This window comes from Acetobacterium sp. UBA5834 (assembly GCF_002435675.1).
Taxonomy (GTDB): domain Bacteria; phylum Bacillota; class Clostridia; order Eubacteriales; family Eubacteriaceae; genus Acetobacterium; species Acetobacterium wieringae.
Genome location: NZ_DJGY01000020.1, coordinates 14,166 through 28,494, shown reverse-complemented (window position 1 = coordinate 28,494; position 14,329 = coordinate 14,166). Strand labels below are relative to the sequence as shown.

12 protein-coding genes are annotated in these 14,329 nt (G+C 44.8%); 9 read left to right on the top strand and 3 right to left on the bottom strand.

The window, feature by feature from the left end; translation table 11 throughout:
* Positions 1-2 precede the first annotated feature (2 nt).
* The 4 genes from ftsH to dusB all read left to right on the top strand — a co-directional run bounded on the left by ftsH (position 3) and on the right by dusB (position 4,127).
* Positions 3-1,829, top strand: a complete 1,827-nt coding sequence (ftsH, locus tag B3F51_RS04395; protein ID WP_414632361.1) for an ATP-dependent zinc metalloprotease FtsH — start codon at positions 3-5, stop codon at positions 1,827-1,829.
* A gap of 106 nt (positions 1,830-1,935) precedes the next feature.
* The gene (locus tag B3F51_RS04390; RefSeq protein WP_286945668.1) at positions 1,936-2,337 is read left to right on the top strand and encodes a thioesterase family protein; all 402 of its coding nucleotides are present in this window, start codon (positions 1,936-1,938) and stop codon (positions 2,335-2,337) included.
* An 8-nt stretch (positions 2,338-2,345) separates the two neighbouring features.
* Positions 2,346-3,116, top strand: coding sequence for a type III pantothenate kinase (locus tag B3F51_RS04385; RefSeq protein WP_148637899.1), 771 nt, complete (start codon positions 2,346-2,348; stop codon positions 3,114-3,116).
* Between the two features lie 12 nt (positions 3,117-3,128).
* Positions 3,129-4,127 (top strand): tRNA dihydrouridine synthase DusB, encoded by a 999-nt coding sequence (dusB, locus tag B3F51_RS04380; RefSeq protein WP_286805259.1) that lies wholly within the window; start codon positions 3,129-3,131, stop codon positions 4,125-4,127.
* Between the two features lie 134 nt (positions 4,128-4,261).
* Here dusB and B3F51_RS04375 read toward each other — a convergent pair whose 3' ends face one another.
* Positions 4,262-5,566, bottom strand: coding sequence for a bifunctional folylpolyglutamate synthase/dihydrofolate synthase (locus B3F51_RS04375; protein WP_286945666.1), 1,305 nt, complete (start codon positions 5,564-5,566; stop codon positions 4,262-4,264).
* A gap of 6 nt (positions 5,567-5,572) precedes the next feature.
* Entirely contained in the window at positions 5,573-6,148 is a 576-nt protein-coding gene (locus B3F51_RS04370; protein ID WP_070369510.1) for a 5-formyltetrahydrofolate cyclo-ligase, read from the bottom strand.
* Positions 6,149-6,349: 201 nt separating this feature from the next.
* Here B3F51_RS04370 and B3F51_RS04365 point away from each other — a divergent pair, with 201 nt between their 5' ends.
* The 4 genes from B3F51_RS04365 to B3F51_RS04350 all read left to right on the top strand — a co-directional run bounded on the left by B3F51_RS04365 (position 6,350) and on the right by B3F51_RS04350 (position 11,904).
* Entirely contained in the window at positions 6,350-7,021 is a 672-nt protein-coding gene (locus tag B3F51_RS04365) for a DUF1638 domain-containing protein (protein ID WP_286945664.1), read from the top strand.
* Between the two features lie 149 nt (positions 7,022-7,170).
* Positions 7,171-7,815, top strand: a complete 645-nt coding sequence (gene trhA / locus B3F51_RS04360) for a PAQR family membrane homeostasis protein TrhA (protein WP_286945661.1) — start codon at positions 7,171-7,173, stop codon at positions 7,813-7,815.
* A gap of 182 nt (positions 7,816-7,997) precedes the next feature.
* On the top strand, positions 7,998-9,602 hold the full coding sequence (locus B3F51_RS04355; protein WP_286945660.1) for a CTP synthase: 1,605 nt from the start codon (positions 7,998-8,000) through the stop codon (positions 9,600-9,602).
* Between the two features lie 355 nt (positions 9,603-9,957).
* Positions 9,958-11,904: an NAD(+) synthase gene (locus tag B3F51_RS04350; RefSeq protein WP_070369506.1), complete on the top strand. Its 1,947-nt coding sequence runs from the start codon at positions 9,958-9,960 to the stop codon at positions 11,902-11,904.
* 39 nt (positions 11,905-11,943) lie between these two features.
* Here B3F51_RS04350 and B3F51_RS04345 read toward each other — a convergent pair whose 3' ends face one another.
* Positions 11,944-12,351, bottom strand: coding sequence for a helix-turn-helix domain-containing protein (locus B3F51_RS04345; protein ID WP_084633417.1), 408 nt, complete (start codon positions 12,349-12,351; stop codon positions 11,944-11,946).
* 251 nt (positions 12,352-12,602) lie between these two features.
* On the opposite strand from B3F51_RS04345, the gene B3F51_RS04340 reads away from it, so the two are divergent.
* The gene (locus B3F51_RS04340; RefSeq protein WP_070369505.1) at positions 12,603-14,273 is read left to right on the top strand and encodes a DEAD/DEAH box helicase; all 1,671 of its coding nucleotides are present in this window, start codon (positions 12,603-12,605) and stop codon (positions 14,271-14,273) included.
* Positions 14,274-14,329: the final 56 nt, after the last annotated feature.

Here is a 14,329-nt window from a genome sequence, read left to right as displayed (position 1 = left end):
AGATGATTGGGTTTTATTTAGTAATTCTATTGATCATTATTGTCGCTGTAACCTTTTTAAACCCCATGAAAGAAGAGGTTAAAACGATTGTTTATAGTGAACTGCTGACTGAATTGGAGAATAATCAGGTAGCAGAACTGGAAATAAACAACTCAAATGTCACCGGCATTCTAAGAAGTGGCGAAGAATTTGAGGCAGTGGTACCGCAATATGTAATAGACGAACAGGTAACACCGTATATTTTAGAAAACGATGTGAAGGTAACCATTACCAAGCAGCAGGATTCCTGGTGGATTTCGTTAATTCCATCAGTGGTGTTGATTGTTTTAATGGTGGTATTTTTTCTTGTCTTCAGCCAACAGGCTGGTGGTGGTGGCGGGAAGGTAATGTCCTTTGGTAAAAGTCGGGCAAAACTTCACGTTGAAGGGGAAACCAAGGTGACCTTTAAAAACGTCGCCGGTGCCGATGAGGAAAAAGAAGAGTTGGAAGAAGTTGTTGATTTCTTGAAAGCTCCGGATCGCTACCGGAAATTGGGCGCCCGGATTCCCAAAGGGATTTTATTAGTTGGACCTCCGGGTACCGGGAAAACCCTTCTGGCCAGAGCGGTGGCCGGTGAAGCGGCAGTGCCGTTTTTCACCATCAGTGGTTCGGATTTTGTCGAGATGTTTGTTGGGGTCGGAGCGTCCCGAGTTCGGGATCTTTTTGAAAATGCCAAGAAAAACGCCCCCTGTATCATTTTTATTGATGAAATTGATGCGGTTGGTCGACATCGTGGCGCTGGTCTGGGTGGCGGACATGACGAACGGGAGCAAACCCTGAACCAATTGCTGGTCGAAATGGATGGTTTTGGTATCAACGAAGGCATTATCATTATTGCCGCTACAAACCGTCCGGATATTCTTGACCCAGCCTTACTGAGACCAGGGCGTTTTGACCGCCAGGTAACTGTTGGTGTACCGGATGTAAAAGGTCGGGAAGAAATTCTCAATGTCCATAAAAAAGATAAACCCCTGGCACCTGAGGTCGATCTGGCTACCATTGCCAAAGGGACACCGGGCTTCACCGGGGCAGATCTGGAAAACCTGATGAATGAGGCTGCTCTTCTGACAGCCAGACATAGTGGTAAATTGATTACCATGGTCGAGTTGGAAGAAGCCATCAAACGGGTGATCGCCGGTCCTGAAAAGAAAAGCAAAGTGATCAACGAGGATGATTTACACATCACAGCTTATCACGAAGCCGGACATGCGATCGTGATGCATCTTTTACCCAATTGTGACTCGGTACATGAAATATCGATTATTCCCCGGGGTATGGCAGCTGGTTATACCTTGTCACTGCCGGATGATGATCGACAGCATATGAGTAAAAGTAAGTTGCTGGAAAATATCTGCGGTCTGCTGGGTGGACGGGCGGCTGAAAAAATCGCTCTGGATGATATTTGCACCGGCGCCAGCAATGATATTGAACGAGCGACCAAGATTGCCAGAAGCATGGTAACAGAATGGGGAATGAGTGAGCATCTGGGGCCAATGACTTTTGGACATTCTGACAGCGGCGAAGTCTTTCTGGGTCGGGATCTGGGACGTTCCCGCAATTACAGCGAGGAAGTTGCGGCGGTCATTGATAAGGAAATCCGTACGATTGTGGAAAATGCTTTTGAACGGGCCTGCTCGATTCTGGAAACACATCAGGAAAAGCTCGAAGAGATTGCCACTCGCCTGCTGAGAGATAAAACCGTCACTGGTGAAGAATTCAAAGCGCTGTTTGAAGAACAGCCGGAATCAGAAAAAATGGTAGAAGTTGAGATCGAAGCTGAAATTGAATAATTAACACGTAGAAAAGCCGTTCATATGACGGCTTTTTTTAAGATAAGATGCTTAAAATATGAACGATGAAATCAGTTGAATTTGACAAAAAGACATGGAGGATGAAATGGAAGAACTGAAAGTTGGAACCAGTTTTGAAAAGAAATTTTTTGTAAATAAAGAAGATACTGCCCTGGCCTTAGGCAGCGGCGGTGAAGCGGTGCTGGCTACGCCCCGACTGGTAGCCTGGATGGAAAATACGGCCTTTGAAGGGGTGGAAGCAAGTCAACCCGATAACAGCACCACCGTGGGAACCCTCATCGAATTAAAACATCTGGCAGCTTCACCAGTGGGAGTCGAAATTCGGATTAAGGCGACGCTGGTATCGGTTGAAAAACGGGCCTTGAATTTTGATATCGATGCATGGGATAACGTGGAAAAAATTGGAGAAGCGATTCATCAGCGTTTTATTGTCGATAAAGCCCGCTTCAACGAGAAGGTTGCAAAAAAACTGGAAACCAATCTTTAGGAGGAAACATGATTTTAGGTATTGATGTCGGAAATACAAATACAGAACTGGCGGTTCTGATCGGCGATGAAATCCCCTATTCCTGGCGCTTTGTCACCAAAACACCGCGAACCTCGGATGAGTATGGAGTGCTGATCAAATCCTTCTTCAGAAATTCAGAAATATCGGTGGACAAAATTAGCAGTGTCATTATTGCGTCAGTAGTGCCAAACATCATGTACTCACTGATCAATGGCATAAAAAAATATATCGGGGTGGAACCGATGGTGGTGGGGCCGGGTATCAAAACCGGAATGCCCATTAATACCTCGGATCCATCGGAAGTTGGAGCTGACCGGATTGTCGATGCGGTAGCTGCCTATAGCATTTATGGCGGACCATTAATCGTCACCGACTTTGGAACGGCCACTACCTTTGATTATGTTACCAGGGAAGGGGCTTTTGCGGCGGCGGTGACCACCCCGGGGATTCAGATTTCCATTGATGCGCTGTGGAAAAATGCCGCCAAGCTGCCCAATATCGAAATTAAAAAACCGTCGTCAATATTGGCCCGAGATACGGTAACCAGTATGCAGGCGGGTTTAGTTTATGGTTATATCGGTCAGGTAGAGTATATCATTGAACAGATTAAAAAAGAGACTGGCGTTAAGGATATGAAGGTGGTGGCAACCGGCGGGTATGGCCGTCTGTTTTACCAGGAAACAAAATCCATCAATGTTTATGATCCGCAATTGTCCCTTAAAGGGCTAAAGATTATCCATGATAAGAATTTCCGGTAAACAGGATTAACGATGAAAACAAAATCTGCATGTGAACAAAAAAATAGCGTTCTGAAAATTGGGGATGTTTCAATTGAAACCCCTCTTTTTTTGGGGCCAATGGCTGGCTACACCAACCTGCCGTTTCGGCTGATGGCCAAAGAGTTTGGGGCTGGAGTGGTATTTTCAGAAATGATCAGCGGCAAGGGTCTATACTATAAGGATCACAAGACGGCTGATTTAATGCTGACCTGTGAGCAGGAAGCACCGGCGGGAATCCAACTGTTTGGCTCCGATCCGGATATTCTGGCACAGGTCGTCAGGGATTATATTAATGCCACCGATTATGCCTTTTTGGATTTTAACGCCGGTTGCCCGGCCCCCAAGATTACCAAAAATGGCGAAGGCTCAGCCCTGTTAAAAACACCGGAGTTGTTTTTTGCGGTAGTTAGTGCATTGGCAGAGGCCTCCCAGAAGCCGCTGATTGTCAAAACCCGTATTGGCTGGGATGATCAGAGCATCAATATCCGGGCAATCGCCGAGGGGGTGGAAGCTGCTGGGGCGGCGGCCCTAACGATCCATGGCCGCACCCGGGAAGCCTATTACTCCGGTTTGGCCAATTGGGAGATTATTGCTGAGGTCAAAAAAAATGCCGGGATTCCGATCATCTTAAACGGCGATATCAACAGTGGTGAAGCGGCCCAAAAGGCCATTGAATTAACCGGGGTCGATGGGCTGATGGTTGGTCGGGCAGCCATTGGTAACCCCTTTGTTTTTCGGGAAATTAAGCATTATTTAGATACCGGCGAAGTGCTCGCCAAACCGACGCCTGAAGAACGGGTCCAGGTCGCCATTAAACACATTGATTTGTTGGGGCTGCTAAAAAACGAGGAGGCTGGACTCCGGGAAATGCGTAAACATCTGGCGGCCTATACCAAAGGTCTTCCCCATGCCACGGTGATTCGCAATGAGCTCTTTCATGCTCCCGATAAAGCAGCGGTGATTCGATTGCTAACTTGCGCACTGAAATAATAAAATAAGAGTGACCGTATAAAAAATTGTAGGGGCGATCCGTGATCGCCAGTTACGTATGGCATAACCACCCACGTTTACTGGCGATCTCGGATCGCCCCTACTTTTTAATTAATGTTGTGAAAATTTTAAACTTAGTTTGATAGTAAATTTTTCCGGATCAGGGTGCGGGCTTCACCAATCATATAAAGGGAACCCACAAATACATTGACTTCGTTTGTTTTGGTCAGGTTAATGCTGTTAACGGCGTCATCCATATTGTCGTAGAAATCGACGCTTTTGCCATAGCTAGTGCTGATTAATGCGGCCATTTTATCGGCTGGCATGGCCCGGTCACTGTTAGGCGTCAGGGTGTGAATGGTGCTGGCGATGGGCACCAGATAAGATAAGGATTCTTCGATGTCCTTATCTTCCAGCATTCCGAAAAACAGGTTGATCGTACGGTTGGGAAAATATTGCTTCATATTATTGACAAAGGCCTGGATCCCATTACTGTTGTGGGCACCATCGATGAGGATCACCGGATTTTCCCGAAAAATTTCAAAACGCCCCGGAAAAACAACATTAGCCAGCGCTTTTTTTATCTGACTGGAGTTGATTGAATAGCCTTTGCGAATCAGTAGGGCAATGACTTCCAGCGCGGTCAGGCAGTTCAGGGATTGATGATCACCCAGCAGTTTTAAGGAGAAGCCATCCAGATAGAGATGATCACCCCGATATTTCAGGGTCTGATTGTGGGTGGTATGGCTTAGAATTGAAATGTCATCGGGGTTAACCAAAACCGTATTGGCATTTTTGGACTCCGCAAAGTCAAGAATGACTTTTAGGGCTTCGGGATCCTGAGGATAGACAACGACATCAGAGCCCTCTTTGATAATGGCAGCTTTTTCATAGGCAATTTCAGCCAGGGTGTTTCCCAGGTAGTCGGTGTGATCATTGCTGATCCCCATGATCACTACCGCCAATGGATCTTTGATGATGTTGGTGGCATCAAGCCTTCCACCCATTCCAACTTCAAGCACAACAAAGTCCACCTGTTTTTCATAAAAGTATTGAAGACCAACGGCGGTCACCATTTCAAATTCGGTCGGGTGGGGTTCGCCTTGCTCCAGTAGCACTTCGATCCGTTCCTTGACAAAGGTAGTGGCGGCGACCAGACTGTCATCATCAATCGGTTCATTGTTTAACTGGATCCGTTCATTAAAGGCTTCCAGAAAGGGAGAGGTAAACAGACCGGTAGTGTATCCGGCGGTTTTTAAGACGGTGGCGATCATGGTGGAAGTGGATCCTTTGCCGTTGGTACCGGCAATGTGTATAAATTTAAGTTTATCCTGGGGGTTGTCCATGGCATTCAGTAGGAGTCTCATGCTGTCCAGCCCTAACCGGGTGCCAAACTTATGGGTTGCTTCAATGTAGCTGATGGCTTCGGTAACGTTCATGTTAAATTAGGCCTCCTGAATTGGACAACAATTGACACATTTTTCGGTAACCATGAATTGAACGCTTTTGTCATGTTCTTCCATGGGAATTTTGTCAAAAATAAAGTCTTCACGAATCAGCGCAACGGTGATACAATCGTCACTGACAGTTTCCAGAAAACGGTCATAATAGCCGCCGCCAAAGCCCATCCGGTGGCCAGAAGGTGAGAAGGCACAACCGGGAACCATCACCAGATCAATTTTTTTAGGATCGACAATTCGCATACATTCGGCACGAACTTCGAGGATTCCATAGTGGCCCTCTTCCAGATCTTCGGGAAAATTAATCAACTCTGACAGGGTAACGGTATGATCTTCGATGTTACAGATGGGAACCACGATGTGCTTACCATCGGCCAGGGCTTTTTTGATAAAATCATGGGTATAGATTTCGGTGCCGAAGCTGACATAGGCCATAATCCAGTCGGCGTTTTTATAAAGATCACTATCCAGGAATTGTTCGATAATTTTTGCATCGGTATCGGCACAATAAATTTCTTTGCGGCGTGCCAGAACTTCTTTTCGGAACATACTTTTATCCATTTTCTTCTCCTAATATTAAGATTAATTAACGATGCTATTATAACATAAAGTCGGTTGTCGACAAAAAATTATCGAGGGGAAATTTTATCTGAATTTTTTCTTGAAAAACAGGGATTCTTGGTTATACTGGAAATAGTGCAGAAAAATAGTCCATAAATAATACGCTTGAAAGCGTGAACAGAAAAAAGGTGTAAAAAATAAATGAAGCGATTATTAATTGCCTGTGAAACCATCAAGGATGAGGTTGAACTGGCATTGAAAAAAAACGGCGTAGAATTGGAGACTGTCTGGATGTCCAATCTGCTCCATGACTCTCCGGAACGATTGAAAAATGCCCTTCAGGAAGAAATAGACAAAGCTGAAGAGGAATATGATCAGCTCTTGTTTGCCTATGGCAATTGCGGCAATGGCTTGTTGGGGTTAAAAAGCAACACGGCCACGTTGATTATTCCCCGTTATGGGGATTGCATTGATATCCTGCTTTCAGAAAAAGATAATCTGGAGCGGATTCGAACATCGACTTACTTTCTGACTGAGGGCTGGTTGCGGGGGGAAAAGTCCCTGGATAAAGAGTTTGCCCATAACCGGGAAAAATACGGCGAAAGTCGGGCCAGGAAAGTTATGGACATTATGTTTCGGAACTATAAAAACCTGATGCTGATCGATACCGGCGCCTACTCAGTCGATAATTCGCTGCCCCGGGTGAATGATATTGGTGAACTCATCGGACTGGAAGTGGTGGTCGATCAGGGGAGCATATCACCACTGGAAAAGTTGGTAACCGGCCAGTGGCAGGAGGGCTTTTGTATTATTCCGCCCGGTCAAATGACCACTCACGATGACTTTGATGAGGTAACGGTTCGAAACAGGTAGGATAATAGTATTTTGGTTGGATAAACACCTGTTTTGATCTTTGCATGATTGAAATAGGTGTTTTTGTGGTGTGAGACCTGATTTCACAAAGTTTTAAAAGTATGGTATAGTGATAAAAGCGAATGATTGAGTAACAGAAAGGACAAAATATGAATCAGTTTAGAGAACCGATGAATGCATTAACCCATTTAATTGGTGCAATATTATCCGTCTTTGGCATTATTGCGATGTTGATTTTAATTGTTGCAAAGGATAATCTGACCCCATTGACACTCATTTCGGTACTGGCTTTTGGAGTGGGACTGATCTGCCTCTATGGCACCAGCTTTAGATACCATGCATCATATGGCAGTAAGGAAGAAATTCTGCATCTGAAAAAACTGGATCATGCCATGATCTTTATTCTGATTGCGGGAACCTATACCCCATTTTGTCTGCTTTGCTTAACGGGAACCATGCGGGTAGCGATGATGGTGGCAATCTGGGGGGTGGCTCTAGTCGGGATTATTCTTAAAGTGGCCTGGATCAATATGCCCCGGTGGCTGGGCACCGGTCTCTATATTTTTCTGGGGTGGTTTGCGCTATTTGTGTTAGGGCCGCTGTATCAGGCTTTGCCTCGGCCGGGTTTTGTGCTGCTGGTTGGCGGTGGGGTCATGTATACCATCGGCGGGGTGATTTACGCCGTCAAAAAGCCAAACTTCGGCAAAAACTTCGGCTTTCACGAATTATTTCACATTTTTGTAATATTGGGTTCGCTGTGTCATTTTATTTGTGTTTTTTTCTTTATTCTTTAAGAAAAAAATGGTATCATAAAAAAATTGATAGTTAAAACAAAATTATTATTGTATTTTATAAAAAAACTGTTAAACTAGTAGTATTGTTAATTGCATCACTGCAAAAAAAAAACTCATTTTTTGCAGTGATTTTTTTGTTGAAATAATACGAAAATGTAAAAGAAAAAGGAGTCGGTAAATTAATGCAAACAAAGTATATTTTTGTCACTGGTGGTGTAGTATCTTCTTTAGGAAAGGGCATTACGAGTGCTTCATTGGGACGGCTGCTTAAGTCCAGAGGGCTTAAAGTGTCGATTCAGAAATTTGATCCTTATTTAAATTTTGATCCTGGAACGATGAGTCCTTATCAGCATGGGGAAGTTTTTGTGACTGATGATGGCGCCGAAACCGATTTGGATCTGGGTCACTACGAGCGATTCACCGACGAAAACCTGTCCAAGTACAGCAATGTCACCACCGGAAAAGTATATTGGAATGTTATCTCAAAAGAACGTCGCGGCGATTACCTGGGCGGAACGGTTCAGGTTATTCCCCACATTACCGACGAAATTAAAGATGGTATCCTGCGGGTCACGGAGTATAGCCATCCCGATGTCGTCATTACTGAAATCGGCGGAACCGTGGGGGATATTGAAAGTCTGCCCTATCTGGAAGCGATCAGACAATTCAAGGGCGATCTGGGGGCTGAAAATGTTTTGTACATCCATGTAACCCTGCTGCCTTTTTTGGGAAAAGCTGGTGAACTGAAAACAAAACCAACCCAGCATTCGGTAAAAGAACTCCGCAGTATCGGGATTCAGCCGGATATTATTGTGCTTCGTTCCGAAAAAGAGGTGGAAGAAGGCCTTAAGGGGAAAATTTCACTGTTCTGTAATGTCGATAAAAAAGCGGTGGTTGTTAATATGGATGCCGCTGAACTTTATGAAGTACCCTTAATGCTGGAAAAAGAAGGCCTGGCCGAATTAGTTTGCGAAAAACTCCATATCGAGTGCAAAGAACCGGATTTGACCGAATGGAAAGACCTGGTCAAAAAGGCTAAAAGTCTGGAAAACAAGGTAACCATCGGCTTAGTTGGAAAATATGTGGAACTTCACGACGCCTATTTATCGGTAGCCGAAGCCCTGCGGCACGGTGGGATCGGTAATAATTCTGAAGTTGTCATCAAGTGGATTCACTCCGAAGACATCAATGAAGAAAATGTTGACCGGGTGCTCAAAGATCTGGATGGCATCATTGTTCCTGGCGGTTTTGGTCACCGCGGGGTGGAAGGCAAGATCCACGCCATTCAGTATGCCCGGGAAAATAAGGTGCCTTTTTTAGGGCTATGTTTGGGTCTGCAGTTAGCCGTCATCGAGTTTGCCCGTAATGTAGCCGGACTTACCGGAGCTCACAGCATTGAACTGGATCCGGAAACGCCTTATCCGGTGATTAACCTGATGGAAGAGCAGAAAAAAATTATTGATATGGGCGGCACCATGCGTTTGGGATTATACCCCTGCGAATTGTTGGAAGGCTCCAAAGCTATGGAAGCCTATGGCGAGAAAAATATCAGTGAACGGCATCGTCATCGCTATGAAGTGAATGATGATTTCATTTCCCAACTTGAAGAAAAAGGGCTGGTTTTCTCAGGGATGTCACCTGACCGGGTGCTTGTTGAGATGATTGAAATCAAGGATCATCCCTGGTTTGTGGCCACTCAGGCTCATCCAGAGTTTAAATCCCGACCAAACAAACCGCATCCCCTGTTTCAGAGTTTCGTCAAAGCTGCTTTAGCCACAAAAAAATAGTGGATAAAAAAATCAAGATCCCAGATCTTGATTTTTTTTATGGGTGAAGACACAAGATATATTAACAGAAAAACTGTGGATAACTTACAAAATGTGGATAGGATTCGGATAAAGCTGTGGAGAACATTGGTTTTACCTGTGGACAATGTGGATAACCTTGTTGACTATTGGGAGAACCCCCCAATAGCGCCAATGTAATGGGAAAACAATGAACAGGTCAATTGTTAATAAAAAATAGTTGATTAGACACAGGCTGTGGAAAATAAAATATGATTGTTTTGGAGCTGAAATGGGGATATAATGAAGGTCATTCAAACAGTTACGTTGAAAATTAAAAAGATACAAGGTGAATTAAATGCATAAATATGGTTTTTTTAGAACAGCCTGCGCTGTTCCCAAACTTAAATTGGCAGACTGCCAATATAACCTCAGGCAAATGATTAGTCTGGCAGAAAAGGCCTGGGATCAGGGCGTGGAAGTGCTGTTGTTTCCGGAGTTAGGGATTACCGGCTATACCTGCGGTGATCTGTTTTTTCAGCGGGAGCTACAGAAAAACGCCGTCAAGGCTCTGGACAGCCTGTGCCAATGGTCAGACGGAAAAAAAATGCTGCTGGTGGTGGGTCTGCCCCTGGCCATTAATGGCAGTTTGTACAATTGTTCAGCGCTGCTAAACGATGGTAAAATTCTGGGGATTGTGCCCAAAACCTATATTCCCAATCATCAGGAGTTTTATGAAAAACGTTGGTTTGCTTCGGCAAAATCATTGAATCAGACAGAAATTCCAATCGGTTCCCAAGCGGTTCCGATTGGGACGGATTTGCTGTTTAAGCATGTTCATCGGGAAGAATTTGTGGTGGCCGTCGAAATTTGTGAAGACCTATGGGTGCCGATCTCACCGGGCAGCTTTCACGCTCTGGCTGGTGCCACGGTGATTCTTAATCCCTCTGCCAGCAATGAGGTGGTGGGCAAAAGTGATTATCGCAGGGAACTGATCCGCTCCCAATCCGGACGCTGCAATGCAGCTTATCTCTATGCCTCAGCAGGGTTTGGGGAATCCACCAGTGATCTGGTTTTCGGTGGTAATGCGATGATCTGTGAACGGGGGATACTACTTAAAGAACTGCCCAAATTTAACCTGGGTAATGAATTGCTGATTTGCGATATTGATGTGGAATCACTCAATCATGACCGCCAAATGCAGCATGGCTTTGGCGATTCGGTGGATCTGCTTAATAACCGTTTTTACCGAACCATTACCTTTGAAACTTCGGGCACCAATGATTTTGATCGGGAGGTCAACCCGCAGCCCTTTGTTCCGGCAGATCCCAACCGTCGCAGTGAACGATGTGAAGAAATCTTTAATATTCAAACCATTGGTTTGGCGACCCGCCTGGCTCATATCGGTAACGCCCCGATGGTGGTGGGGATCTCCGGGGGACTGGACTCCACCATGGCGCTGCTGGTCTGTGTCTCTGTTTGTGACCGCTTTGGTATTCCCCGGGAAAAAATTCATGCCGTCACCATGCCGGGCTTTGGCACCACTGACCGCACCTACGACAATGCCGTAGCCCTGATTAAGGGTCTCGGTGCCAGTTTCCATGAAATTTCGATTGTGGCGGCCTGTACCGCTCACTTTAAGGATATCGGCCACCCCATTGATCTTCACAACGTCACCTACGAAAATTCCCAGGCTCGGGAACGCACCCAGATTCTGATGGATCTTTCCAATAAACTGGGGGGAATTGTTATTGGGACCGGGGATCTTTCGGAACTGGCACTGGGTTGGGCCACCTATAATGGCGACCATATGTCGATGTACAGTGTCAATGCCAGTGTGCCAAAAACCCTGATCCGCTACCTGGTGGAGTGGGTGGCCGACCATTCGCCCGAAGCAGACATTCGCAAAATTCTTTATGATGTTCTGGCGACCCCGGTTTCTCCGGAACTGCTGCCGCCGGATGCTGATGGAAAAATTGCCCAGAAAACTGAAGAAACCGTGGGACCATACGAACTTCACGATTTCTTCATGTATCAAATGGTGCGTCATGGTTTTTCACCGGAAAAAGTCTATTTTCTGGCCTGCAAGGCCTTTGACGGCGTCTATCAAAAGGCAGTCATTTTTAAGTGGCTGAAAAACTTTTATCACCGTTTCTTTGGCCAGCAGTTTAAACGAAACTGTCTCCCCGATGGACCCAAGGTCGGGTCGGTCTCCTTTTCGCCACGGGGTGACTGGCGGATGCCCTCGGATGCTCATGCAACCCAATGGCTTAAGAGCCTGGAAAAAATGGAACCAATCGGTTAAGTTGATAAAAAAAGAAGCTGTCCGAAAACAGCTTCTTTTTTAGGATTCTTTTTTGGCGTAATGTTGGAGCAAAACTTCGTGTTTGAAGTTAATAAAATCGAGAATTTCCCGCTTGCCTTCTTCGCTGGTCATGGCGTATCCGAACAGCCCCAGCAGGTCTTTCATATCCAATGGTTTAACTAATTGTTCAGCTGAGTTTAATGAACCCTCAGATTTGAGTTTAGCATCATTGAGAGATGTGGCATTGTCAGTCCGACAAAGCAGATAATCAACCGATACATCAAAATAATCGGCAATTTCAACCAGCAACTGGTTTTCAGGAAGGTTTTTATCCTTCTCATACTTGGAAATTGAGCTCTTGTTTAAATCAAAATGCTCAGCAAAATCTTGCTGGGTCATGTCCTTATTAATGCGTAGTCGTTTTAATCGGGTACCAAAAGTAGACATCGTGTTTCCTCCAAAAAATATTCATAAACTCAGTATGAACGAATAAGATAAACACATGATATGTGTATGACCATATTATACACTATTCGTATACTTGATGGCCAGAAATTTTATACAAAGGTGCAAAACCGGAAATAATTCAAATACCACATGAAACAGAAGCATCATTTCTTAATTGATCTAAAACAAACTTGCTTTATTCTTTCGTTTGGTTTAAAATAAGATGTTATATATTCGAGAAAGGATACTAAATGAAATTTACAGAATTAGAAATTAATGAACAACTACTGCAAGGCATCGAAGAAATGGGCTTTGTAGAAATGACCGAAATCCAGGAGCGAGCGATACCACAATTGATGATGGGAGGAGACCTCATTGGAAAATCGCAAACCGGAACAGGAAAAACTGTTGCCTTTGCAATTCCAGCCATTACAAAGCTTGACCCTTCCATAAAGAAAGTACAAGTTTTAGTTCTATGCCCAACCCGTGAGTTGGCAGTACAGGTCTCAGACGAGTTTAGAAAAGTAATAAAATACCAGAAAGGCGTAAAAGTTCTGCCGATTTTCGGCGGGGCGTCCATTGAAGGTCAAATCAGAGACCTTAAATCCGGGGTTCAGATCGTTGTTGGCACCCCCGGCCGGGTAATGGATCATATGCGTCGAAAAACACTGAAACTGAGTGATGTTTCGATGGTGGTACTGGACGAAGCGGATGAAATGTTAAACATGGGATTCCGGGAAGATATCGAACTGATTCTCGATGAAATTGACCATGATATTCAGACGGTGTTATTCTCAGCAACGATGCCAAAACCGATTTTAAAAATTGCTGAAACTTACCAGAAAGATCCGGTAATGATCGAAATTTCGCCGAAAACCATGGTCGCAACCAGCATTGAGCAGAAATACTTCAATATCAGCGATCACCATAAGTTTGAAGCGTTAACCCGTTTACTGGATGTTTACAAACCTCAGCGTTCACTTATTTTTTGTAACACCAAAAAATATGTCGATGAAATCACCGATGATCTGAAAAAATTGGGTTATTCAGTCGACAAGATTCATGGTGACATGCGCCAGATGTCCCGAATGGCGGTATTAAAAGATTTCAGTCGCGGTAAACTAAATATCCTGGTGGCAACCGATGTGGCGGCCCGGGGTATTGATGTGGATGACGTTGATATCGTCTTTAATTACGATGTACCGGATAATGAAGAATACTATGTGCACCGAATTGGTCGAACCGGCCGGGCTGGAAAAAGCGGAATTTCCCTGACCCTGGCACGATCAAGAGATCAGTTCAGACTCAAGAAGATTACCGATTACACTAAAAAAAGTATCGAACGGGATCTGATTCCTACCAGTGAAGTCATCAATGATATTAAAATTGCCCATTTCCACGAACGTTTTAAGATTCGGGCCGATAAAGGTACTGAAAAGGGCAGTCTGGATACCTATTTAAAAATTATTGACGAACTGGTTGAAAAAGGATATACGGCCGAAACCATTGCTGCTGTGTTGTTGCAGGCCCAGTTACCGCTGTCAGAAGCTGAAGATCTTAATACTGTCGAACGACGTCCCAGACGGAATGATGGTGGTCCTCGCCGGGATGGTCGGGATGGACGCAGCCGTCGTGATGGCGGATCCAGAGATGGTGGTTCTCGTCGGGCTGGCCCAGAAAAAACCAAACGGTTGTTTATCAGTGTCGGTGAAAAGGATCATGCCCAAAAACGGGATATTCTGGGAGCGATCTGCGGTGAATGCGGAATTCCATCGTCAGCAGTGGGTAACATTGACATGTATGACAAGTTTACCTTTGTCGATGTGGATGAAGAGCAAGCTAAAAAAGTCGAAAAGAAACTAAACGGCAAAATAATCAAAGAACGTAAAGTAAAAGTAGAAATTTCTAAAAAGAAGAAGTAATTAGATCTTAAATGGAACCTGGGTGTGAGGCTGACATTGTCCTTGGATCCGGGTTT